General features: G+C 58.3%; 24 protein-coding genes and 1 pseudogene. 12 read left to right on the top strand and 13 right to left on the bottom strand.

The annotated features are described in order from the left end of the window. Positions 1–14: 14 nt before the first annotated feature. The 4 genes from AC0V6Z_RS08695 to AC0V6Z_RS08680 form a co-directional block, all read right to left on the bottom strand. Positions 15–299, bottom strand: coding sequence for a VirB3 family type IV secretion system protein (locus AC0V6Z_RS08695; protein ID WP_472638133.1), 285 nt, complete (start codon positions 297–299; stop codon positions 15–17). 9 nt (positions 300–308) lie between these two features. Beyond that, a complete protein-coding gene (locus AC0V6Z_RS08690; protein ID WP_472640877.1) occupies positions 309–608 on the bottom strand; it encodes a TrbC/VirB2 family protein in 300 nt (99 codons plus the stop codon). Positions 609–692: 84 nt separating this feature from the next. Next, entirely contained in the window at positions 693–1,334 is a 642-nt protein-coding gene (locus AC0V6Z_RS08685) for a lytic transglycosylase domain-containing protein (protein ID WP_472638132.1), read from the bottom strand. Positions 1,335–1,581: 247 nt separating this feature from the next. Continuing rightward, the gene (locus AC0V6Z_RS08680; RefSeq protein WP_472638131.1) at positions 1,582–2,151 is read right to left on the bottom strand and encodes a hypothetical protein; all 570 of its coding nucleotides are present in this window, start codon (positions 2,149–2,151) and stop codon (positions 1,582–1,584) included. Positions 2,152–2,305: 154 nt separating this feature from the next. On the opposite strand from AC0V6Z_RS08680, the gene AC0V6Z_RS08675 reads away from it, so the two are divergent. Continuing rightward, a complete protein-coding gene (locus tag AC0V6Z_RS08675; protein WP_472640876.1) occupies positions 2,306–3,847 on the top strand; it encodes a hypothetical protein in 1,542 nt (513 codons plus the stop codon). 134 nt (positions 3,848–3,981) lie between these two features. Next, a complete protein-coding gene (locus AC0V6Z_RS08670; protein ID WP_472638130.1) occupies positions 3,982–6,678 on the top strand; it encodes a TonB-dependent receptor domain-containing protein in 2,697 nt (898 codons plus the stop codon). 104 nt (positions 6,679–6,782) lie between these two features. Here the strand turns inward: AC0V6Z_RS08670 and AC0V6Z_RS08665 are convergent, their stop codons facing one another. The 3 genes and pseudogenes from AC0V6Z_RS08665 to AC0V6Z_RS08655 form a co-directional block, all read right to left on the bottom strand. Beyond that, a complete protein-coding gene (locus tag AC0V6Z_RS08665; protein WP_472638129.1) occupies positions 6,783–7,457 on the bottom strand; it encodes a response regulator transcription factor in 675 nt (224 codons plus the stop codon). A gap of 134 nt (positions 7,458–7,591) precedes the next feature. After that, a pseudogene (locus AC0V6Z_RS08660) lies at positions 7,592–8,333 on the bottom strand (SDR family NAD(P)-dependent oxidoreductase). A gap of 13 nt (positions 8,334–8,346) precedes the next feature. Continuing rightward, positions 8,347–9,489: an acyl-CoA dehydrogenase family protein gene (locus AC0V6Z_RS08655; RefSeq protein ID WP_472638128.1), complete on the bottom strand. Its 1,143-nt coding sequence runs from the start codon at positions 9,487–9,489 to the stop codon at positions 8,347–8,349. 161 nt (positions 9,490–9,650) lie between these two features. Here AC0V6Z_RS08655 and AC0V6Z_RS08650 point away from each other — a divergent pair, with 161 nt between their 5' ends. Next, positions 9,651–10,163 (top strand): flavin reductase family protein, encoded by a 513-nt coding sequence (locus AC0V6Z_RS08650; RefSeq protein WP_472638127.1) that lies wholly within the window; start codon positions 9,651–9,653, stop codon positions 10,161–10,163. Positions 10,164–10,206: 43 nt separating this feature from the next. Here AC0V6Z_RS08650 and AC0V6Z_RS08645 read toward each other — a convergent pair whose 3' ends face one another. Next, complete coding sequence (locus AC0V6Z_RS08645; RefSeq protein ID WP_472638126.1) at positions 10,207–11,022, bottom strand: ferredoxin--NADP reductase; 816 nt, start codon at positions 11,020–11,022, stop codon at positions 10,207–10,209. 175 nt (positions 11,023–11,197) lie between these two features. After that, positions 11,198–12,001 carry a hypothetical protein gene (locus AC0V6Z_RS08640; protein ID WP_472638125.1) on the bottom strand — a complete coding sequence of 268 codons (804 nt, stop codon included), beginning with the start codon at positions 11,999–12,001 and terminating at the stop codon, positions 11,198–11,200. An 83-nt stretch (positions 12,002–12,084) separates the two neighbouring features. On the opposite strand from AC0V6Z_RS08640, the gene AC0V6Z_RS08635 reads away from it, so the two are divergent. Further along, on the top strand, positions 12,085–12,762 hold the full coding sequence (locus AC0V6Z_RS08635; RefSeq protein WP_472638124.1) for a Fe2+-dependent dioxygenase: 678 nt from the start codon (positions 12,085–12,087) through the stop codon (positions 12,760–12,762). A gap of 40 nt (positions 12,763–12,802) precedes the next feature. Here the strand turns inward: AC0V6Z_RS08635 and AC0V6Z_RS08630 are convergent, their stop codons facing one another. Further along, a complete protein-coding gene (locus tag AC0V6Z_RS08630) occupies positions 12,803–13,861 on the bottom strand; it encodes a Fe(3+) ABC transporter substrate-binding protein (RefSeq protein ID WP_472638123.1) in 1,059 nt (352 codons plus the stop codon). A 77-nt stretch (positions 13,862–13,938) separates the two neighbouring features. Further along, entirely contained in the window at positions 13,939–14,988 is a 1,050-nt protein-coding gene (locus AC0V6Z_RS08625; RefSeq protein ID WP_472638122.1) for an ABC transporter ATP-binding protein, read from the bottom strand. Between the two features lie 47 nt (positions 14,989–15,035). Between AC0V6Z_RS08625 and AC0V6Z_RS08620 the strand changes: the two genes are divergently transcribed. Beyond that, positions 15,036–15,914 (top strand): ABC transporter permease, encoded by an 879-nt coding sequence (locus AC0V6Z_RS08620; RefSeq protein WP_472638121.1) that lies wholly within the window; start codon positions 15,036–15,038, stop codon positions 15,912–15,914. Between the two features lie 4 nt (positions 15,915–15,918). Then, on the top strand, positions 15,919–16,710 hold the full coding sequence (locus AC0V6Z_RS08615) for an ABC transporter permease (RefSeq protein ID WP_472638120.1): 792 nt from the start codon (positions 15,919–15,921) through the stop codon (positions 16,708–16,710). A 25-nt stretch (positions 16,711–16,735) separates the two neighbouring features. Here the strand turns inward: AC0V6Z_RS08615 and AC0V6Z_RS08610 are convergent, their stop codons facing one another. Continuing rightward, the gene (locus tag AC0V6Z_RS08610) at positions 16,736–17,230 is read right to left on the bottom strand and encodes a c-type cytochrome (protein ID WP_472638119.1); all 495 of its coding nucleotides are present in this window, start codon (positions 17,228–17,230) and stop codon (positions 16,736–16,738) included. Between the two features lie 237 nt (positions 17,231–17,467). On the opposite strand from AC0V6Z_RS08610, the gene AC0V6Z_RS08605 reads away from it, so the two are divergent. Genes AC0V6Z_RS08605 through AC0V6Z_RS08580 form a run of 6 tightly spaced genes read left to right on the top strand, consistent with a single transcriptional unit; the run spans position 17,468 to position 22,023 of the window. Next, positions 17,468–17,965, top strand: coding sequence for a (2Fe-2S)-binding protein (locus AC0V6Z_RS08605; RefSeq protein ID WP_472638118.1), 498 nt, complete (start codon positions 17,468–17,470; stop codon positions 17,963–17,965). Continuing rightward, positions 17,962–18,594, top strand: coding sequence for a molybdopterin cofactor-binding domain-containing protein (locus AC0V6Z_RS08600; RefSeq protein WP_472638117.1), 633 nt, complete (start codon positions 17,962–17,964; stop codon positions 18,592–18,594). Before AC0V6Z_RS08605 ends, AC0V6Z_RS08600 begins: the two co-directional genes overlap by 4 nt. Continuing rightward, positions 18,536–20,251 carry a xanthine dehydrogenase family protein molybdopterin-binding subunit gene (locus AC0V6Z_RS08595; protein WP_486176466.1) on the top strand — a complete coding sequence of 572 codons (1,716 nt, stop codon included), beginning with the start codon at positions 18,536–18,538 and terminating at the stop codon, positions 20,249–20,251. The genes AC0V6Z_RS08600 and AC0V6Z_RS08595 overlap by 59 nt, the downstream gene beginning before the upstream one ends. A gap of 22 nt (positions 20,252–20,273) precedes the next feature. Further along, a complete protein-coding gene (locus AC0V6Z_RS08590; RefSeq protein ID WP_472638115.1) occupies positions 20,274–20,447 on the top strand; it encodes a hypothetical protein in 174 nt (57 codons plus the stop codon). Positions 20,448–20,456: 9 nt separating this feature from the next. Further along, complete coding sequence (locus tag AC0V6Z_RS08585; RefSeq protein WP_472638114.1) at positions 20,457–21,401, top strand: XdhC family protein; 945 nt, start codon at positions 20,457–20,459, stop codon at positions 21,399–21,401. Positions 21,402–21,414: 13 nt separating this feature from the next. Then, on the top strand, positions 21,415–22,023 hold the full coding sequence (locus AC0V6Z_RS08580; RefSeq protein ID WP_472638113.1) for a nucleotidyltransferase family protein: 609 nt from the start codon (positions 21,415–21,417) through the stop codon (positions 22,021–22,023). Here AC0V6Z_RS08580 and AC0V6Z_RS08575 read toward each other — a convergent pair. Next, positions 21,973–23,220: an Nramp family divalent metal transporter gene (locus AC0V6Z_RS08575; protein WP_472638112.1), complete on the bottom strand. Its 1,248-nt coding sequence runs from the start codon at positions 23,218–23,220 to the stop codon at positions 21,973–21,975. The two genes, AC0V6Z_RS08580 and AC0V6Z_RS08575, sit on opposite strands and share 51 nt — an antisense overlap. Positions 23,221–23,278 lie beyond the last annotated feature (58 nt).

The raw sequence follows: 23,278 nt of genomic DNA, 5'->3' as shown, positions 1-23,278 counted from the left end.
CTCCTTGTCAGGCCTTACGCAGCGTAGCTGTTACAGCCCCACCGCTTGTAATTCTTGACCCGCGGACACTTGGAAACCTTAGTAATCCAAAGGTCGAAAATGCGCGGTTCGCGAAGCGAAGAAAAATAGCCGATTACGTGCACGACCACCGGCACGATCATGATCCACCAGTTTTTGAGGATCAAAAATGCAATCGTCGTCACCATCAGATTGATGATGAAAAAGTTCATCGTGACGCCAGCAAACATTTGCGGACGGGTAAGAGCGCGGTGAACCGGATGGCGGACGAGATTGGTCATATACCTGCCTCAGGCCGCCGCGCTTTGAATGCCAGCAACGATGGTCGATGCGCCGAACAGAATGAACACGCCGATGATTACGGTCGCGCCAAAGCGCCAATTCATGCGGCCAGTCAGCATCATAAAGCCAACCGCTGCGACAGCCATCACTGCAATCGCGGTCGCGACATTGCCCAGCAGCGTACCTTGCAACCAGCCCAGCGCCGCGACGATCGGGCCGGAACCTTGCGGGTCAGCAACCTGCTGAGCATGCGCAGCAACGGGTGCCAGCATCAGAGCGATAAAGGTCGCAATCCGAGCCATCATCATGGCTGGCATGCGAAGAAGTAACGACATTGATGTTCTCATTCGTGTTCTGCTTTGTCCTTAGGTGCCGCGTGTACGACGTCATGGTTAAAAAGGTTGCGTATCGATGCGCGAGTGCGAAGCCAATCGGCCCATGATGGCCGCGACATAGAGTTTCGTCTCACGAATGTTTGGAACGCCGCCCGCACGTTCTACCCGTCCGGGTCCAGCGTTGTATGCGGCCAATGCTTTTTCGAGATCTCCGTCAAAACGATCGAGTTGCTCGCGCAGATAGCGCGCCCCGCCCTCAAGGTTTTGAAACGGATCATCCGGGTCCACGCCCAGATATCTAGCGGTGCCCGGCATCAATTGCGCGAGGCCCCGCGCGCCCGCATGCGACACTGCATTGGGACGCCAACGGCTCTCTTGCCAAACCAGTGCCTCCAGCAGCGATGGGCTGAGATCGAACCGCACAGACAGGCTTTGAATGGTGTCGGCATACATTGCTGGCACACCCAAGGCATGGCGCGAAGGATCGGCAATAATGCCGTCCGGTACGATCATAGCATCGAGATCAGCAACCTCGCCAGAGGTAGAGAATTCAGGATTTTGGGTGATCGCCACCGCCCGTGCGCCGGTGACCCAGCGGGCACCGTCAGCATCGATTTGCAGCACGTCCGCCTGCGCGGGTGCAGTTGTTAGGGCAAGCGCAGCAGCGGCACCGGCCATGCCCAAACGAGCGAGAATCATCCAAAACCCTCCAATCACACCCCCTTGCTCATAGTACATGACAAGCAAGTGACATTTACGCAGACCATACCCTTATCAAGGCAAAATATTGCGTAGCAATTAAAGTTAACGCCTATGATTAAGCGATAGATTGGACCGGTTGCAAACACGAAAGCAATCAGGGGGCCTATCGAACCCGCCCAATTGCGTCGTTTTGTGCGATGAAGTGTTGGAAATACTGGCTAGGCGACAAGGCCAACCGAACGGTTCACTCGTTCAATGTCACACGATTGGCGAAACGTTCAGTCGAAGCTGGCGCAAATTCGTCATTTTTGAGCATTCGCAGTGCCTTGCGAGCGAGTCGGCGCGAATCGGTTGCCGTGCCATTGGCCGTGTCGATTTCAATACGATCACTGCTGGCGGCCGCAGCTCTAAACAAAGAGCGTGCGCGCTCTTCATCGCCCTGTCTGGCATAGGCGATGCCCAGATTGATCAGTTGTGCGGCATCATGAGAGCGGATCGCTTCCAGTTCGGCAATCGCATCAGCATTACGGCCAGCGACCAAATGTGCGGCTTGCAAATCAGGCTCTACCTGCCTTGCAATGGCCTCAGATGTGACAGGACTTGCTGTCAAAGACGCAGCAACCAATGCTGAAGTGATGAACACGGCTCTCTCCTTCTCGAATGATGAGAAGATGCGCCGCCACACCCCAAATCGCAATAAAAATGTCATATTGTCATTTTTCTGTAACGCGATCCGCTTTCCATCTGTTTTAAAACGACAAATTTTACAACTTTTATCACCTTGAGGTAACGCAAAATCTGTCGAAAAAGACACAAACATCTTTTTTTTGTCATAGTTCGGTCAAAGAAACCGAAGCGTCATATTCGAAGCAATTCCGTCATGATCGCTGCCTAGCGGAGTCCCCGAACGCAACCTCTGCGCTCAATCGATTCTTCGGTTTTTAAGGGGACCGCTCGCTGTGAAAAATATGTCTCGTACTCTCGTTCTTGGTTGCAGCCTCGCTGCTTTGGCTGCCTGCGGCGGCGATGAAATCGTCTCACCCGGCACCTCTGGGGACATCATCATCAATAACCCCGCGCCAACCCCAGCGCCCACCACCACACCGCCGACCGGCGGCGGAACCGTCACACCGGCGGCTGGCTGCCCAACGATCAACTCAACTGGCGGCCTTACCGATGCTGGCACGATCACTGGTCCAACCGGCGAATACCGCGTGTGCGAACTACCCGCGCTGATCGATGCCGATGACACCCTGCCATTCGTGGACGGCCTGCTGTACGCTCTGCCCGGCCGCGTCGATGTCGGCACAGACCAAGGCTTTGCTAGCACCGGCACGAACGTAACGCTGACGGTTGCTGACGGCGTTATCGTGTTCGGTTCGACCGGCCGTTCGTTCCTGGTCGTCAACCGCGGCAATGCGTTGAACTCCGTCGGCACGGCTGAGCGTCCAATCGTCTGGACCAGCCGCGACAATGTCCTCGGCCTCAGCGATGACAACTCAACCGGCCAATGGGGCGGCATTGTTCTCCTAGGCCGCGCGCCAGTCTCAGACTGCGCAACCGGTGTGTTCAACACCGATGCCAATCCGAATGCCAACCCGACCTGCGAGCAATCGCTCGAGGGCACCACAGTTGCTACCAATTTTGGCGGCGGCGACAGTGCGGACAGTTCTGGCGAGATGAACTACAACCAAATCCGCTTCTCCGGCTTCAGCCTTGCGCCAGGTGATGAGCTGCAATCGCTGACCACTGGCGGCATCGGCAGCGGAACCACGCTCGCAAACTTCATGTCGTTCAACAGCTCGGACGATGGCATGGAATTCTTCGGCGGCGCAGTGAACATGACCAATGTTGTGGCCGTTGGCGCAGACGACGACTCGATCGACGTCGACACAGGCGCTCAGGCCAACCTGCAGTTTGTCGTAGTGGCTCAGCGCACTTCTGGCGGTGACAGCCTGATTGAACTCGACTCGCCCGATGCAGACTTCTCCGTCAACGCCCGCCCACGCACCGTGCTTCAGGTGGCAAACTTCACCTTCCTCGAACGCTCCGGCTCAAACTCGCAAGCGATCCGTGCGCGCGGCGGCGCAGCGCTCAATCTCGCCAATGGCGTGATCGACACCAATGACGAGACTTGCCTGCGCATCGACGAGACCTTCACTCGCGATGTCCCGCCTAGTTTCAACTCGGTAGTCGGCGATTGTGATGCGGCGCGGCCTGTTCGCGGCGATTCTGGCGTGAGCGATGCAGAGGTTCAGGCATTGGTCGATGGCGGCACGAACAACAACGTCGCCTTCACCATCTCACTGACCGGGATCGTCAACGGCACCAATGAAACCGGCGTTGCCGCGTTCGATCCAACCGCCCTCTCCAGCTTCTTCACAGCGGAAACATTCGTCGGCGCGGTTCCAGATGCTGCGGATACCCGCTTCGGCAACTGGACCTGCAATTCCGGCACGCTTGATTTCGGTAGCACCACCGGGGCTTGCACCTCGCTGCCTGTCTACTGATCGGACGCCTTAAATGCGAAAGGGAGGTGCTGTGATCTGGTCAAGATCTCCGGCGCCTCCCTTCTCACAATCTAAGAGCCATGCATCTGGCTCATCACAGTTTCAGACCTGATTTCATGAGGGGGTCTAATATCATGCCAATTGGCAAGCGCCTCGTAGGCACGCTGCTCTTCACAACCGCGCTGACGTTCCCAGCATTCGCCGCTGCGCAAGAGGTTGAGCAGTCTCCGGTAACTGAAGCGGATGACGAGACAGTCGAGAGCGAAGAAGAACAAGAGGCGCAAGAACAGCAGCCGGACGTGTCTGTGCCGGGCGGCGGCATTATCGTCACCGGGCGCCGCAACCGCGACCCGCAGCGCGCCTCAACCCAAGTGCTCAGCGTATTGTCCGAAGAAGACATCGCGCGCACCGGTGAGAGCGATATTGCCGGCGCGCTGGGCCGGGTAACTGGCCTGTCGTTGGTCGGTGATGGCCGCGTATTCGTGCGCGGTCTGGGAGATCGCTATTCTCTCGCGCTGCTCAATGGCCTGCCCCTGCCGAGCCCGGAACCGCTCAGCCGTGTTGTCCCGCTCGATATTTTTCCGACCAGCGTGGTTGCGTCCTCTCTGGTGCAGAAAACCTACTCTGCGAACTTCCCTGGCGAGTTTGGCGGCGGTGTGATCAACCTGACCACGCGCGCCGTGCCGGCAGAGGATTTCCTCAGCTTCAGCTTCAGCACCGGCGGAGACACAGAGACCACCTTCCAAGATGGACTCACCTATTTTGGCTCTGATCTCGACCCGTTCGGTTTCGACAATGGCAACCGCGATATACCATCCAATCTGGCCGCTTTCTTTGCCAGCGGAGACCGGATCGAAGACACCTCGATTGAGGTTCAAGAAGGGGTTGCGGGGCAGATCCTGCCGACCAATCTCGTCACATTGCAGCGCAATGACACACTGCCAGCGAACTTTTCCGCATCGATAACGGGCGGCACCTCGATTGAGCTGGGCGGCGACAATTACCTCGGCATAATCGCCACCGCATCGATCAAGAACAATTGGCGCAACCGCAACGTGCGCAGCCAGTTTGCCACGCCTGACCTGGCCACGGTCACGGAAGACTTCACGACCTTCATCACTGACAACAATGTTCTGGTGAACGGCCTACTCAGTTTTGGCCTCGACCTCGGCCCCCACACCTTGCGATGGACCAACCTGTACATCCGCGACACGCTGAAAACCGCGCGGCTTGAGCAAGGCACAAATTTCCTTTTCGGCGAGACCGGATTTGATTTTGCCAACCAGCAAACGGCCTGGTTTGAGCGGCAGCTGATCGACACACAATTTGTCGGCGAGTTCGATTTTGACCGTTTCGACTTTGATGTGCGCGCTGGCTATGCCCGCACTGATCGCGAGGCACCGTTCAACGCCAATGTTCGCTACACCCGGACGAACTTTGCCGAGGACCCGCTTGGCGAATTCTTCGTAGCCTATCTCAACCGCTTGTCGGACACGGGCCTGACGACCATCGCCTTCGATGATCTTCAGGAGGAACTGCTGTTCGGTAGTGTCGACGTCTCTTACGAAGTCACCGACACGCTCGAGCTGACCGCAGGATACGCCTATAGCGACACTGACCGCCGTTCCTCCAGCCGAGAGTTCAGCCCGCTGATCGAAGGCGATGTGCTAGACGACAGCCTGGTGCCAATCCTCGGTCTGCGCCGTCCGGGCGACCTCATCAATGGAGCGACATTGGCTGGCTTCAACGTTCGCCTGGACGAGACAAGCCCGTTTCCCGTCTTTGACGCAGCGCTCGAAACACAGGCCGGATACGGCATTATCCGCTTCCTGCCGACTGACAGGCTGACGATGGAATTTGGCGTCCGCTATGAGGATGCGACGCAGACGGTTGCGCTCGATCAGACTATCTTCACCACGCCGATCGTCGGCGCGACGCCAACCAATCTGGCCGAAGATTACTTCCTGCCGGGCACCACGATCACGTGGGAGCCGGTCGAGGATTTGCAGTTGCGCCTTGCCGCCTCCAAAACCATTGCCCGGCCGCAATTTCGCGAGCTGGTGGAGCAGACCTATTTCGATCCGGAATCGAACCGCGAATTTCGCGGCAACCCCTTCCTGACCGACAGCGAGCTGTTCAATCTGGAGGCGCGCGCCGAATATTACATCAGCGGCTCTGACCGGATCAGCATCGCGGGCTTCTACAAGGAAATCGACAACCCAATCGAAGCCTTCATCTTCTCAACCGCTGGCGATCTTGTGACCAGTTTTGCCAATGCGCCCAAGGCAGAGCTTTACGGCGCCGAGATCGACCTGGTTTACGGGATCGACCTCTACAATTGGGGCGGTAGCTTCTTTGAAACCAAGCAATTGCTGTTTCTTGCGAACTACACCTACACCCAGTCGCAGATCTCGGTTGATCCGGCTGATGTGACCTTCGTGCCACCGGGCGGCGAGACCAACGCGTCGCTCTTGTTCGATGATGGTGACCCTCTGGTCGGGCAATCCGATCACATCGCCAACTTCTCTATCGGGATCGAGGACACGGAGAAGGTCCAGCAGTTCACCGTGCTGTTCAACTACGCGAGCCAGCGGGTGACCACGCGCGGATTCCAGCGCCCTGACATCGTCGAGGACCCCGGCTTGACCGTCGATATAGTCGCGCGCTCTGAGGTCGGGATGTTCGGCCAACCGTTCGAGCTGGAGCTGGAGGTGCGCAACATCTTTGGTCGCGACAATCTGGAGTTTCAGGAAAACTCGAACAACCGGATCGACATCAACAGCTATGATGTCGGCACCTCTTTCTCAATCGGGATCAAAACCGAATTCTAAGCGCGCTGAGCGGTCCACCTCTCCCCGGATTGCTCAGTCACTAGAGAGGCCGCTTTGGGAAGCCAGAGCGGCCCTTTTTGTGGGTTTTTTGTGGCGTTAGATGATCAGGGCAGATCAAAAACATAACCGCGCGAGCGCACCGTGCGCAGCGGGTTGCCCCCGCCCGCCTGCTTGATCGCACGCCGCAACCGGCCAATCCAGACATCGACCGTGCGCTCATCAATGGGCGGCTCGCGCTTGCCCAGCCCGTTGATCAAGTCATCTCGGCTGAGTACCCGGTTGGGGTTCTCTGCGAGAAAGCGCAGCAGGCGAAATTCATTGGGGCGCAGGGAAATGACCTCTCCATCCCACCGCGCTTGCAAGGCCGCCATATCAATCGACAAATCGCCAGTTTCAAACAAACGCGCCGCGTGCCGATCGTTCTGACGCGATTGCAGCGCCAGCACCCGGTCGAGCACCTTTGTGCGGTCAATCGGCCCGATCATGTAATCATGCGCCCCGGCCTTTAGGGCGCGGCGGCGGTCATCATGGTCATCTTGTTCGAGCACCATAGTCACATGCGCCTCACGCGTACGCGGATCGGCGCGCAACCGGCGGCACATTTCCAGACCCGCCAGATCGTCCATCACCCAATCGATAAAGGCCCACATAGGCCCTTCTACTAGGCGCCGCGGGCCATCGGCATAGAGCCGGTCAAAGGTGAATTGGCGGTCGCCATGGACAAAGTCGTCCTGGTTTTCAGCCAGATCGTTCGTCAGAAAGATGTTGATGACGTCCACGACCACCCCGCTTCACATTGAAGCATGGGATGGCGGCGACTTGTGACGCATTCATGACGTGTTTTTGACCGCTACAGCGATCTTGTCATATTCGGAGAATTAGGGGGCATTTCGGCTCGTAAATCTGCAAGGTTTCACGACAAAGTCAGCCCGCCATCTACGACTAAGGTCTGGCCCGTCATGTAGCTCGACAATGGCGAGGCAAGGAACAGGGCGGCGCTAAGCCATATCCTCTGGTGTGCCAGTTCGCCGCATGGGAATGCCGCTCACCATCGCTTCCAATCGCTCGGGATGGTCGGTCATCACCGAAGTCATCTTGGTGGGGACCAGTCCCGGCGCGATCCCATTCACGCGAATGCCGTCTCGCGCCCAAGCCACGCCTAAGGTTTTCACAAGGCTCGCAGCTCCGGCCTTAGACGCCGCATAGGCCGGGTTTCCGATCACTGCATTGAACGCAGCGATAGAGGAGATAACGATCATCGTTCCGCCCTTACCAGCCAAAGCGGCATGGAAGACGCGCGCAACATCCATCACCGAATTGAGGTTCACATCAACCACATCGTCCCAGCCTTTCTGGGCGAATTCCTGGCGCTCATATCGCACAAGCCCTTGGCACTGGATCAGCACATCGGGTTCGAGAACCTCATCTGGCAAAGCGTTCACTGCATCGCGGTCCGTCACATCAAGCTGATGGTAGGTAAGCTCAGTGAAATCACTGTCTTCCGCCTCCAGATAATCGCCCGCGTCGGGCCGCGTGCCGGTAACATGCACTTCGGCCCCGCGCTTACGAAACGATTGTGCAATGCCATTGCCGATCCCGCCTGATCCACCGATCACGAGGACAAGTTTACCGCTAAAATCGAGTGGGCCTGACATCAGGCTTTGTCCTTTAAATGGAGCGGCTGATCACTTCTTTCATGATCTCGCTGGTGCCGCCGTAAATCCGCTGAACACGCGCATCGCGCCACAACCGCGCTATCGCATATTCATTCATATAGCCCGCCCCGCCGTGCAATTGCAGCGCAGTGTCGACGCATTCCCATTGCATTTCGGTGTGCCACAGTTTGGCCGCGCTGGCCTCGTCCGTAGTCAGCTCTCCGGCCAGATGACGCTTAATCGCCCAGTCCAAATGTGCCCAGCCTACCTGCAGCTTCGCCTGAAGGTCCGCGAGCGTGAACTTAGTGTTCTGGAACTCGAACACGGTCTTGCCAAAGGCCTTGCGGTCTTTTGTGAAAGTCACCGCTTCATCAAAGGCGCGCTGCGCGCCGCCCATGGCCGAGACCGCAATACTGAGGCGTTCCTGTGGCAGCTCCTCCATCAGATGGATGAAGCCGCGCCCTTCCCCGCCCAAAATATTGGTCTTGGGCACGCGTGCATCGGTAAAGAACAGCTCTGATGTGTCGGCGGAATGCTGGCCAATCTTGTCGAGATTGCGCCCGCGCTCAAACCCCGGCGTGTCCGCATCGACCAGGATCAGCGAAGTACCCTTGGCACCCATGCTCGGATTGGTCTTAGCAACAACGATCACAACATCGGCGTTCTGGCCGTTGGTAATATAGGTTTTTGAGCCGTTGATGACGAGGTGATTGCCGTCTTCCACCGCCGTTGTGCGGATACCTTGCAGATCGCTGCCCGCGCCCGGCTCCGTCATCGCAATCGCGGTAATGATATCGCCAGAGATCATGCCAGGCATATATTTCGCGCGCTGTTCATCGCTGCCCAGTCGTTCAAAATAATTGACTGTGATATCGTTTTGCAAAGTGAAACCGGCGGATGTTCCCAGATAGGCAAGCTCTTCTGCAATCACGCAGTTAAAGCCGAAATCGAGCCCCAAGCCGCCATTATCTTCTGAGACCGTGGGACACAGCATCCCCGCGTCTCCCAAGGCCTTCCACGCCTCGCGCGGGACCACACCCTCTTCCTCATGCTGGTCAAGGAATGGCTCCATATGCTCGCTCAGGACTTTACGAACAGTGCCGCGAAACGCCTCGTGATCATCATTGTAAGCGGTGCGGTGGGCGACATTGAGCATTGGTGTTCCTCTTCCCGATTATCATTCAAGTTGCTGATTGCAATTCATGCCGTACGCACGGATTTTGTAAAGACCACAAAGCCATAATTGCCTTGCGAAATTCGCATGAGTGCCAGTGCGCGCTTGCAAAATGAATGGGGTGCACGCACATACGCTGACACATGAAGTCGCCTTCCCACACCGAATATCGCTCTGGCTCTGATCCGCGCATCCTGCGCGATGCGCTTGGCACGTTTGCAACCGGCGTCACTGTGGTCACTTCGCTGGGCGACAATGGGGAGCCGGTGGGCCTCACCGCCAACAGCTTCACTTCGGTCAGCCTTGACCCCCCTCTGTTGCTGGTGTGCCCAGCGCGCAGCGCCTCGACCACCAGCGCGTTGGAGGCGAGCGATCACTTTGCGATCAATGTCCTACGCGCGGATCAACAGCACATATCCACCCTGTTTGCCACCAAAGGGACGGACCGCTTTTCCGAGATCGCGTTTGACACCTGCGAGCATGGGGTGCCGATCATTCACGATGCGCTGGCGAACTTCGAATGCCGCAAGCACGCCGTCCATGATGGCGGCGATCACCTGATCCTGATCGGTGAAATCACACGAGTGCGATTCACCACGGATCATGATCCGCTGCTGTATTATGGCGGTCAATATCGCAATTTGCAGACCGACTGATCGGCCCGTCTGACTACGTGCCTAAACGGCGCGAAGCCATCGTTTAGCCGACAAACGCGCGCTCAATCACGAACTGGTTTGGCTGAGAATTGCTGCCTTCGGTAAAGCCGCGCTCTTCCAGATCAGCAGCGTGATCCTTGATCATCGCCATGCTGCCGCACAGCATCACCCGGTCTTCCTCAGGCACAAAGTGCTTGGGACCATTGCTCTTTTCAAACAGTTTGCCGCTGTCGATCAGCGTCCCGATCCGCCCGGTGGTGTGAAAATCCTCACGCGTGACAGTAGGGATGTAATGGAACCGTTTGCGGTCTTCGTCTTCCAGCAGGGGATCGCCTTCAAGCTGGCTTTCCAGCAGCTCGCGATAAGCCAACTCATTCACCTGGCGCACAGAGTGAATGATGAAAATCTCGTCATACAGATTGTAGATCTCTGGATCACGGGCGAGGCTCATAAACGGCGCAAGGCCTGTGCCCGTCGAGAGCATGAACAGCCGCTTGCCCGGCAACAGAGCATCCGTCACAAGCGTACCGGTTGGCTTCTTGCCAAGATAAATCGGATCGCCGACCTTGATATGCTGGAGCCGTGAGGTCAGCGGGCCATCTTGCACTTTGATTGAGAGAAACTCGATCTCTTCCTCATAGCTCGGACTGGCCATGGAATAGGCGCGCAGCAGTGGTTTGCCATTGTCGCCCGGCAGGCCAATCATGATGAATTCGCCCGAACGAAAACGGAAAGCCGCAGGCCGCGTGATCCGCAATGTGAACAGGCTATCCGTCCAGTGATGGACATAGGTGACGGTCTCAACGGAAAGCGCGCCGCTTTCGGTGAACTGATCGCGATCTAAAATGAGCTCGGTCAATTAGGGCCTCGATAAATCAAATAGAATGGCCAGCCGCCAGGTATGGCGCAGCCTTGGCGCACGATACGCCGAATGTGTCTTGGCGGCGCATTTGGCGGTTTGATCGGCGCTCTTCAAGTGAGTTTAGCGTTCACTCCTGAAAGTCAGTCTTGGGACGGCAGTGTAACCGAACAGCTCAGGACGCAGGTTGCGGTAGGGCCAAAGCAACCTTTGATGCGAGCGCAGAGACTTGCCCAGCGGGCGCAGGATCAGCAGGCGGGATCGGCCCTTCCTCTGGCCAGAGCGCGAGCATAGCGGTGAGCTGCGTGCGCACATCCTCGGCGCGCGGCGTGTCGAGATCTGCGGCCATTTGCCAAGCCACACGGGTAAAACCCCATGCGTCCTGGTATTCAGCTGAATCGGTGACTTTCCCACCAGAGACCGCGACGCTGTATTCAGCCACGGCTGTATCCATCAGAAAACGAATGACCTCTACCTCATCGCCGCCAGCCTTGCCGCGCACTTCGCGAAGGTTTGCCTCAGCCGCCGCCAATTGCGGTTCAATTTCCGCCGCTGGTCTGCCCTCTTCAAGCGCGATTGACACCGCCTCAAACGGTGCCGGATCGAACCCAAGTTCCTCTAAGCCCGCGCGCTCAGAGGCATGAGTTTCGGAAACCGGGTGGAGCAAATGCGGAGCCGCAGCCTCAGCATCGCCTGCCCGGTATAGAGCGAGGCCCGCTGCGACATGGCCGGACATGAAAGCAAGGCGATTGGGCAGTTCAAGCGCGCCAACATCCGCTCCCGCTTCGCCGCCTTCACCTTCGCCTCCAGCTGCTTCACCGCCTTCACCAGCCTCGCCGCCAGTGCCAGCTTCTCCGGTTTGTGCTGCTTCATCGCCTTCACCGCCCTCGCCGCCTTCCCCAGCGCATCCTGCCAGCCCGCTGCCCATCAGCGCGGTTGCCACGCCCAATCCGGTCCACAATTTCAGCTTGGAATTCATTGTCTCGCCTTTCGCGCAATTCTATGCTTGAGACACTAGCCGCACGCCGCGCTTGTGCAACTCACTATCGGGCCCAACTCTCAATGATCTTGTCGATATCCGCGATTACAGACCAGCAAATTCTGGACACCATCACCACGCAACTGGGCGAGCTAACCTGGCAAGATGGGCGCAGCACGGCTGGTAAGCGAGCCAGTGCGGTCAAGGTCAATCAACAAGCGGTGATGAGCAATGAGGCTGGCCAGGCGCTGCGCCAAACGCTGTTGCCGCATATCGTCGAAAATCCGATCCTGCTAGCGGGCGCACGGCCCCGGCGATTCTCGCATCTGATTGTCAGCAAGACGGAAAACGGCGGCCATTACGGCGCGCATATCGACAATGCGCTGATGGGGAAAGGAGAAGGCCGGATGCGCAGCGACCTGTCCTTCACTCTGTTTCTGACCCCGCGCGACCAATATGAGGGCGGCGAACTGGCGATTCACAATGCCGGCGCGACGCAAGAGATTGCAGGCGAAGCGGGCCAGCTGGTGTTGTACCCGTCGACCAGCATTCATGAAGTGCGTCCGGTCACCTCGGGCACTCGGCATGTCTGTGTCGGTTGGATCGAGAGCTTGATCGCGGACGGGCCGCAGCGCGAGCTATTGTTTGATCTCGATAATCTGCGCGCCAGCCTGCGTGCAGCGGACGGCACCGATCCTGCCCTAGCACTAACGCTCGATAAGAGCATCGCCAATCTGCTAAGGATGTGGGCGCAGCCTTAGCGGGGTACCCTAAGCCTGAAGCGCGTTGTCACACCGCAAATCAGTTCCAACCGGCTTGGTCGTAAATCCGCACCGCTTGCGCTTGACCTTTGCCGATCTCCGCCGCGTTCAGCGTGTCTGGCTTAAACTCGCCCAGGCCCTCCACTGCAGATGACGCAGCAACACTCAAGACCGCCGGATATTCATTGTTGCCGTTGGCGAAATATTGCTGCGCGCTTTCCTCGGTCAGATATTCGAGGAAGCGGATCGCATTCTCACGGTTGGGAGCGTGTTGGAGCACGCCTGCGCCGCTAATGTTGATATGCGTGCCGGTGGTTTCCTGATTGGGGAAGATCACTCCAATGGCTTCCAGCACTTCTGGGTTTTCCGCGTCCTCTGCTGCATAGCGCGCGAGATAATAGGAATTGACGATCGAGATGCGGCATTCGCCCGAGGCAACCGCTTCGATATTGGCGCTGTCATTGCCTTGCGGCGGGCGGGCAAAGTTGGCAACCACGCCGGTGGCCCAGTCCTTTGCGGCCTCTGCGCCATTGTTGGCGATCATGCTGGACAGCAGCGAGATATTGTAAATGTTCGAAGACGAGCGAACACAGATCGCGCCTTTATAGGCAGCGTCGGTCAGATCTTCATAGCTAGCCAGGCCCTGCGGTTCGCCTGCCGCCTTATTGTAGATGATCACGCGGGCACGGGTGGAAAGGCCAAACCAAAGACCGTCCGGGTGCCGCAAATATTCCGGCAGGCGTTCGGTCAGCACATCGGACTGTGCAGCAGACAATATGCCTGCTTCTTCGGCCCGCCATAGGCGGCCCGCATCGACGGTAACCAAAAGGTCCGCCGGGGAAAATTCGCCTTCGCTGACAATCCGCTCGATCAGAGCATCTGCGCCTGCTTCAATCCGGTTCACGCGAATACCGGTTTCGCGGGTGAAATCGTCATACAGGGCCAAATCAGTGTCGTAGTGACGCGAGGAATAGAGATTCACTTCACCAGTGATCTCGACGCCGTCGGACGCTTCGCTATCACCGCTCGTCCCAGAGCACGCCGCGAGCGCGCCCGCCAGAATTGCTGTGAGCGCGCCGCCCCAAAATCGCTTAGCCATTATGTTTCCTTGAATGCCTTATTGCGATTGATTAGCATTATAATTTAATTCCGCAAGCCTTGATGACATGGCGGCGATCAATCCGCCGTTGGCGCGGCCGCAAATGCTATAACGCTTGCCGCGCGCGGCTTAACTGCCACCTGCTCGCCAATGACAGGCATTTCGCCTTCGGCATGCTCAATGGTCAGCTCTTTCCCGCCATCATTGGCGAGCACGATTTGCGTGTTTGCGCCCGTGCGGCGAATGTCGCGAACCACCAATCCGCCCCCCTCATCCGCGCTTGTCACTTCGAAGCCATCCGCGCGGAGCAGCAGCTCAAGTTTCAAGCTATCCGGCATATCCCCCACCACAGCGGAGGGAGGCCACGTGCCGAACGCGGTCACAATCCCGCCTCCCGCGCGCCCACCAGAAATCACCTGAGCGCCGCCGAAGATCGCGCCAACTTGCGCGCTGCTCGGCGTATCATAAAGCTTTTGCGGGGTGCCAAATTGTGCAATCCGCCCGCGATCCATGACAACGATTTGGTCGCCAATATCCAGCGCCTCTTCCGGATCATGCGTCACCATGATGACCGTCGCCCCGCGCTGGCGCAGCAAAGCTCGACATTCCCGTCGCAGGCTTTTCCGCAACACAATATCAACGCTGGCGAATGGCTCATCCATCAGCAGCACCTGCGGCTCTGGCGCCATCGCCCGGGCCAAGGCTGCCCGCTGCTGCTGCCCGCCAGAAAGCTCATGCGGATAGCGTTCGCCCAGCCCGGCCAGACCGACCAGCTCCAGCCATTCTTCGATCACATCGCTGCCGCCGCCCGATTTCGGCAGGCCAAAGGCGACATTTTGCGCGATCGTCATATGCGGAAACAGGGCGCCATCCTGAAACACCAGCCCGACGGGGCGCTTTTCTGGAGGCGGAGAGTGGCTCTCATCGGCCAGTAATTGGCCGCCAATATGCACGCTGCCTTGTTGCACAGGCAGCAATCCGGCGGTGAGATTCAACAATGTAGACTTGCCACAGCCCGACGATCCAAGCAGACACGTGATCTCTCCTTGGGGCGCTGTGAAGCTGATGTCTTTTAACGCCCTCGTGTTACCGTAAGCATGGGCGATATGGCGAAATTCGAGGCTCAAATCTTCATTCCGGGCCAGTTGCGTTGAGCCGCCTTAGGCTCAATGCTTTGCCGCGCGCAACCGCGAAGGGAGATGGCGCGGGCCTCTCGCCCGCCGCATCAACGAGCCTTGGGGTGCTAGATCGTTGGTCGCTAGGCGCCTGGATCATCGCAGTTCTGGCGGCGATTCCGATCCTCACCATTGTGGTTTCTGCACCAAGTGGCGGGATCGCTAGTCTGGTTGAGCTCGCCTCCACCATCCTCTCCGATTATCTGATCAACACCAGCGCGCTGATGCTGCTAGCCGCTTTGATCGCGGGCGTTATCGGGGTCGGCACCGCATGGCTAATCAGTGCGACCCGCTTTCCCGGCAGGCGAATATTGGCTTGGGCCTTGGTGCTGCCGCTTGCCGTGCCCGCTTATATTGCCGCCTATATCTATGCCGACCTACTCTCGTTCACAGGCCCGGTGCAAAGCGCCCTGCGCACAATAACTGGCTGGAGTTTGGGAGAATACAGTTTCCCTCAAATCCGCTCACTGCCCGGCGCGGCGCTGATCCTGAGCCTTGTGCTTTACCCCTACGTCTATCTGCTCGCTCGCGCGGCCTTTTCCGCGCAAAGTCTCGGGCAGTTTCGCGCTGCTCGCAGCCTCGGCGCAGCTCCCCTGCGTGCCTTCACTCGCGTCGCCTTGCCAGCCGCACGGCCCGCCATCGCTGGCGGTCTCGCGCTTGTCCTGATGGAGACTTTGGCCGATTTCGGTGTTGCTGAATATTTCGCGATTCCGACCTTCAGCACCGGCATTTTCCGCAGTTGGCTGGCGATGGGTGACAAGCAATTAGCGCTCAAACTCGCGGCATTTATGCTGGTCTTCGTGATTGCGCTGGTGGTGCTTGAGGCAAGCAGCTGCACGAGGACGCACGGACAGCCGCGATGCCGCCCGATCGGATGAAGCCTTGGTTGCGCTAAATAGCTGGCAACAGGCGCTAGCGCTCATTTTCTGCGCCCTGCCCGTGCTGCTAGGCTTCGGCATTCCGGCTGCACATCTCGTGGTTTTGGCGCTCGATACCGGCGATCAAATGAGCGCTGCGACCCTTTGGAGTTACGCGAGTGACAGCCTTACCCTGGGGATCAGCGCAGCGCTGGTTTGCACCGTCGCGGCGGTTATCCTCTCCTTTGCTCAGCGCCGTTCGAACAGCCGCATCACCCGCTTTGCCATCCGGGTGGCAACATTGGGCTATGCCCTGCCCGGCGCGCTGCTAGCGGTGGGATTGCTCGCCCCCTTGGGCGTGTTCGATCAAGCCATCACCCGCTTCTCGCGCGACACCTTTGGCTTTACACACGGCCTGCTGCTCGCGGGCACCAGCGCGATTTTGATCTATGCTCTGTCGGTGCGGTTTCTGACCGTCGCCTTCAACTCGGTCAGCGGTGGGTTTGAAAAAGTCCCGCCATCGCTTGATGCCGCCGCCCGTTCGCTCGGCGCGGGACCGGGAGAGGTCATGCGGCGGATCCATATCCCACTGCTGACGCCCAGCCTCGCGGCAGCAGCGGCTTTGGTGTTCATCGACACTCTGCGAGAGCTGCCCGCGACCTTGATCTTGCGGCCCTTCAATCTCGAGACCCTGGCCACGCGGGTCTACCGGCTTGCCAGCGATGAAAAGCTGGCCGAGGCATCAACCGCCAGCCTTTTGATCCTGGCCGCAGGTCTGATCCCTGTGCTAATGCTGAACCGCGCGGCGAAATCCTAATTCAGCGGACCCGCCGCGCTAGCGATTACTCGCCGTTGGTTTGCAGATAAGCGATCAAGTCAGCGCGATCTTGCGGATCTTTCACCCCTGGGAACGCCATACGTGTGCCAGGCATAGCGCCTTGTGGATTTTCCAGATAGGTGAAGAGCTCTTCGGGTGTCCATGTGATGTTGCTGTTGGCGTTTGCTTCACTGTAGTTGAACCCTTCAACCGAGCCGGACACGCTACCAACAATGCTGTGCAATGATGGGCCAACACGGTTCACACCCTCTTCAAGCACGTGGCATGAACGGCAAAGGCCATAGACCTTTTCACCAGCAGCCGCGTCACCGGTTAGATCAGCAAAGGCTACGCTTGCGACAGCTTCGGTTGGCTCTACTGGCGCTTCAACGGCGGCCTCTACCGTACCTGTTTCTGAATCGACAGGAGCTGAGCCGCCCTCTTCTGCGCCGCCACCACAAGCCGAAACAGATACAAGGCCCACCAAGGCCAAAGTGCCTAGCAATGCGTTACGCTTCATATTCGAACATCCTCTACAATCCAGATTGCGTCGACCCCAATGATCGCCGCCTAGACGAGAATTACTACAATGCCTAGCTTTCACAGCCATCTCCTTTTCGCTAGCCAGAATGAAACGGATTGCGGCTCCGCCAAGGGGAGCAAGGCTGAGCGGCTTTCGCTGACGCTCAAGATTTGGTAGTGTTTTGAAACGTACTGCGCGGCACGAGCAAACCCCCGCCCCAATGGAGCCAAACGAATGATCGAGTTCACCATCAACGGCCAAGCCACCAGCCTGGATGCCGATCCCAATATGCCGATCCTGTGGATCGTGCGCGAGAAGCTGGGCATGACCGGGACCAAGTTTGGCTGCGGGATCGCCGCTTGCGGGGCCTGCACCGTGCATCTCGACGGAGAGCCTGTGCGCAGCTGCTCCACTCCGCTCTCCGCGGCTGAAGGCCGAGCGATCACCACGATTGAAGGTGTTGCAGGCAAAGACGGCGAGCTGAACGCGGTTCAGCAAGCCTGGATCAGCGAGCAAGTGCCACAATGCGGATATTGCCAATCGGGCCAGATCATGTCGGCGACGGCTCTGCTGCGTGACAATCCTGAGCCGAGCGATGAAGACATTGATGCTGCGATGAGCGGCAACATCTGCCGCTGCGGAACGTACAAACGCATTCGCCAAGCTATTAAGGTTGCCGCCGGTCTGGAGACCGCGCAATCCGAGGACGAAGCGCAGGAGAGCGCGGCATGAGCGAGCAAGAAACAGCGAAACCTACGGCAAAGACTGAGCGCAGCGCAGCCGCCAAGTGGAGCCGTCGCGGCTTCATTGGTGCTGGCGTGCTGGCTGGCGGCGCATTGCTGATCGGGGTTGGCGTGCGCCCAGGCAATCCGGTCGGCAAGTTGAAAGCCAAGGTCGCAGGCGGTGCTGGCGAAGAGCTGGTCAACAGCTGGGTAAAAGTCGGGGCGGACAATGTGGTGACAGCGATCATCCCCCACTGCGAAATGGGTCAGGGCGCGCATTCCGTGCTCGCGCAAATGCTGGCCGATGAGCTGGATGCCGATTGGTCAAAAGTCGAAGTGATGCAAGCCCCCGCCGATGGCAGCTATATCGTCAGCGACGCCGCGCGCATGTTCGTCGCCCCGTTCACGATGAATGCCGCTGATTGGATTGAGCCGACATGGGACGGCCTGTTCACGCAGATCGGGCGATTGGCCGACGTTATGATCACCGGAGGCAGTTCCTCAATCCGCACCACCGGCCAATATCAAATGCGGATCGCAGGCGCGGCAGCGCGCAAGATGCTGATCGGTGCAGCAGCCGATGAATGGGGCGTACCGGCTAAGCGAGATTACCACGCGCGACAGCACGCTGATCCATAGCGGCAGCGGCAAATCTGCGCCCTATTCTGATTTCGCAGCCGCTGCTGCTGATCAGCCAATGGACAGCTCGCCACGGCTGAAGGACCCCAAAGATTACCGTCTGATGGGCAAGAGCAAGCGCCGGACCGACATTCCCGCGAAGGTGATGGGCAAGGCCGACTTCGGGATCGACGCCAATATTCCCGGCGCGGAATTGTCTGATCTTTCCTATGCGGCGGTGCGCCGTGCTCCGGTACCTGGCACTAAGGTAACGAGCATGGACGCGGAAGCCGCCAAAGGCATGCCGGGTGTGCAGCAGATCCTCAACATGGGCAGTTTCATCGCAGTGGTGGCCGATGGATATTGGAACGCGCAGCAGGCGCTCAACACAATCACGGCGGAATACAGCGCCTCAGAAAGCTCGATCAAAACAACCGCCGATCAATTCGCAGCCTTCAGAGACGCGATTGATGCAGCAGGTGATGACGGCGGGGAGCAAGCCGCGTCCAAAGGCGATGCAGCAAGCGCTTTTGCCGATGCCACAACTAAGCTGGAGGCGGAATACACCGCTCCGTTTCTTGCCCATGCTCCGATGGAACCGGTTAATTGCACCGCATGGGTGCGCGACACCGATGATGGGGAGAAGTGCGACATCTGGACAAGCACTCAGGTGCCGCTCAGGGCGCGCAGCGCGGCCGCGGGAGCCCTAGGCATGGATGACGAGGATGTCACCGTGCACCACCCGTTTCTGGGCGGCGCATTCGGGCGGCGGCTAGAGAATGATTATGTGACTATGGCAGTGCGAGTGGCGAAGGCCACTGGCTATCCAATCAAGATGATCTGGTCGCGTGAGGAAGACACGCAAAAGGCGCTGTACCGACCGGCAGATGTGAGCCGCTTTAAAGGCGGTCTTGACGCAGGCGGCAGGTTGGTCGCTTACAACAACATCTTCACTCAGCGGCATGACCCGGCGGAGGCAAGCGTTCCTGGCATTTACGACATTGCCAACACTTCGGTGCGTGTCGCGGAGGCGCCATTGCACCTGCCATTTTCCGCATGGCGTTCGGTCGATCATTCACAGCAGGGTTTCTTCATTGAGAGCTTCATTGACGAGGCCGCCAATGCCGCTGGTGCGGACCCGCTGGAATACCGCCTCAACATGCTCGGTGCGAACACCGCACGGCACAAAGGCGTGCTGGAAAAGGTCGCCGAGATAAGCAATTGGAGCACTCCGCGCGGAGAAGGCATTGGCCTGGGCGTCGCCATCATCGAGAGTTTCGGTACGGTGGGCGCAGAGGTAATCGAGGTCGACATGACTTCAGGCCGCCCCAAAATGCTCAATGTCTGGGCCGCAATGGATGCGGGCTATGTCATGAACCCTGACGGTTTCCGTAATCAGATCGAGGGCGGGATCGTGTTCGGCCTAACCGCGGCTATGTACGGTGAAATTGAGCTGGAAGACGGAGCCGTCAAGCAGAGCAATTTCCACGATTATCAAATGCTGCGTATGGACGAGACACCAGCCATAGAAGTTGCGATCATCAACAGCGGCACCGTGCCGATTGGCGGCGCGGGTGAGCCGAGTACATCGCCCGCAGCGCCTGCTTTAGCCAATGCGATCTTTGCTGCTAGCGGCACACGCCTGCGCGAGATGCCGTTCGCGAAGCAATTCGCATAAGCGTTGGCTAAGGAGGCAAGACATGCGCAAATTCATCGCAGCAATTACAGCTGTTAGTGCACTCTCACTCGCCGGATGTGGCGGGTCAGAGGTTCAGGAACCGGTCGAGCAAATTGTCGTAGCCGAGCCAGGCAAAGCGGCCAGCAGCGAGACCGGGCCAGAACAAGTCGCCGAACCCGAACAGCCTGCTGAATAGAAACGCCTAATGGACCGCGACCGGGTCTTTGCCTTTCTGAGCGATCGGCAGCGCGAAGGCCGCGTCTGCGCGCTTGTGACAGTGATGGCGGTCGACGGTCCCTCCATCCGTAACCCCGGCACGCATATGGCAGTTTGCGAAGACGGACGCTTTGCCGGATCGCTCTCTGGCGGGTGCATCGAAAACGCCGTCGTTGCTGAAGCGCTAGAGGCCCTGCGCCAGGGCAAACCACGCATTGTCCGCTTTGGCGCAGGCTCGCGTTACATCGATATCACCCTTCCCTGCGGCGGCGGGATCGATGTGCATTTCCAACCATTGGCGGACAGGGAATTCACCGAGCGGTGCACCGCAGCAATCACCGCGCGAGCGCCCTTCACCGTGGAAATCAGCATCAGTGAGATCGCTTGCATTGACGGCTGGCAAGCAGCCCGAGCCGATGTCGCATCCGACACAGGCATATTCGGCCATTGGCCTCGACCACGCCTTTGCGTCATCGGGCATGGCGCCAGTGTTGAGGCGCTGGTCAAGCTCGCAGGCGCGATGGACATTGCCAGCGACGTTTTGTCGCCCGATCCCGAGATCTGCGAGCGCCTCACCAGCCTTGGCACTCCGGCTCAATTGCTCACCCGGACCGGCGATATCCATCTGCTCACTAGCGATCCCTGGACCGCCTTTGTTTTCCTATTTCACGACCATGATTGGGAAGTAAAACTGCTCGCTCGCGCGCTGGAACTGCCGCATTTCTATTGCGGAGCAATGGGCAGCCGCAAAGCCCACGGCGCGCGCAGCGACGCGTTGCTCGCCAGCGGTGTGAGCGCCGACGCGATCGCTTCGATCAATGCCCCGCTTGGCATGTTTCATTCCTCGCGCGATCCAGAGACATTGGCGCTATCTGCGTTAAGCGAAATCGTGCAGGCCTATCAATCAGCTGATTTTGCGGGCCATGATGCATAGTCACGGCGGGCTAATGATCGCGCTGCTGGCGGCGGGGCAATCTCAGCGCTTTGGCGCAGCGGACAAACTGTCTGCGGAATTGAACGGCACCATGCTGGGCCTCCATGCGAGCGATACTCTAGCTGCCCTGCCCGCCGATCATCGCATAGTCATTGCATCAAGCGATGAACACGCGTGCGCCGATGGCTGGCACGCAGACGGCTTTCAAATCGCGGTCAATCCAGATGCCGATCTCGGCATGGGCTCGTCGGTTGCTCTTGCGGCAAGACTAGCCGCTGAGGCGAAGGCCGAGGCGCTGCTTATTGCGCTTGCTGACATGCCATTCGTGCCGCTCACTCACTTGAAACGCCTTGCGGCATGCTCAGCGCCCAATGCTCTTTATGCCTCCCGCAGCTCCGTCAAAAGTTCGAGTCCACGCATGCCGCCAGCATTGTTCGGACTCTCACACTTCACAGCACTGGTCTCTTGCGATGGAGAACAGGGCGCGCGCGATCTAATTCGCCAGGCACAGCTTATTGAAGTTGCGCCTAAATTCCTGGCTGATATTGATCATCCGAGTGATTTGGAACGCCTAGAAAAACGCGAAGATGACGCTGATAGGACCATAAAGCAGGTCAGTTAGCAGCATCAAACGCACGCCCAGCCCCGCCGCAATCAGCACCACGCCAAAGCCCAGTACATTGGCAAGTGTACCATTGGCAAAGCGGCCAAGTACGGCTTTCTGATTCATCACATAGAGCAGGAAGATCGCAACAATTGGCAGCAGCAATCCATTGGCGAATTGCGCAGTGAGGATGATCTCAATCGGGCGAATTCCGGTGAGTGCAACACCAGCTCCGATGAGAATAACGCTGAGCGCAATTGCCCGAAACTTGAATGATTTTTGCCCACCTTCGACACGCAATATCTCGGTCATGGCAAAGGCCGTAGCGAGCGGCGCGGTGATCGCACTGGTCAGGCCCGCTGCGAACAAACCTATGCCAAGCAGATATTTAGAGCTGGAACCAAACAACGGTTCGAACTGCCCCGCCATCTCCGCTGCACTGCCAACAGAGATGCCTGCGGCAAACAGGCTGGCCGCGGCGGTCGATGCAATCAGGATCGCGATAATCCCGCCAATACCAATGGCAATGCTGGTGTCGGCACGCGCGGTCTTCAGATCATCAGGGCCAGCCCACTTTGCCTTGGCAGCGGACGCGTGGAGAAACAGATTGTAAGGCACGATTGTGGTCCCGATCAGGGCAATAACGGTCAGCAATGCACCTGATGGAATTTGCGGTACGAACGCGCCAGTCAGCAAAGCGCCCATGTCCGGCCGAACCACTAGAAACACCGCTACAAACGACGCTGCCATGATCGCAACCAGCCCAAGCAAGACCCTTTCAATATGCTTGTAGCTGCCAGATACCAATAGTCCTGCGGCCAGTACCGCAATCAGCAGTACTGCACCTTTGAAGACTGCATCGGATTCGCCCGCAATCGCAGAGATCCCCAAAGCTGCTCCTGACAGATTGCCCGCTTCATACGCCGCGTTACCAAGATAGAGCGCAAGGCCAACCAAAACGATCAAAGGCCATTTCCAGATTGAGCTATCAAGCAGATCGGCCAGAGTTTCGCCTAAACCCTTTTGCGTGACCACACCAAGACGAGCAGCCATTTCTTGCAACACGATAGTGGCCAAGGTGGCGAACACCAACGCCCAAATCAAAGCATAGCCAAAACTCGCCCCGGCGATTGTACAGGCCGTTACTGTGCCCGGCCCAATAAAGGCGGCAGTTACCAGCGCTCCTGGTCCGATATTGCGTACCTTGCTGATCATGCTTTGCCTTCTTCCATTTTTCGCTCAGCAAGCGGGCCAAAGCCGCCGCCGGTGGGTG

This window comes from Erythrobacter sp. SN6-5, from assembly GCF_057364945.1.
Note: the sequence above shows the minus strand (reverse complement) of the source record. Positions and strands in the feature narration are given on the sequence as shown.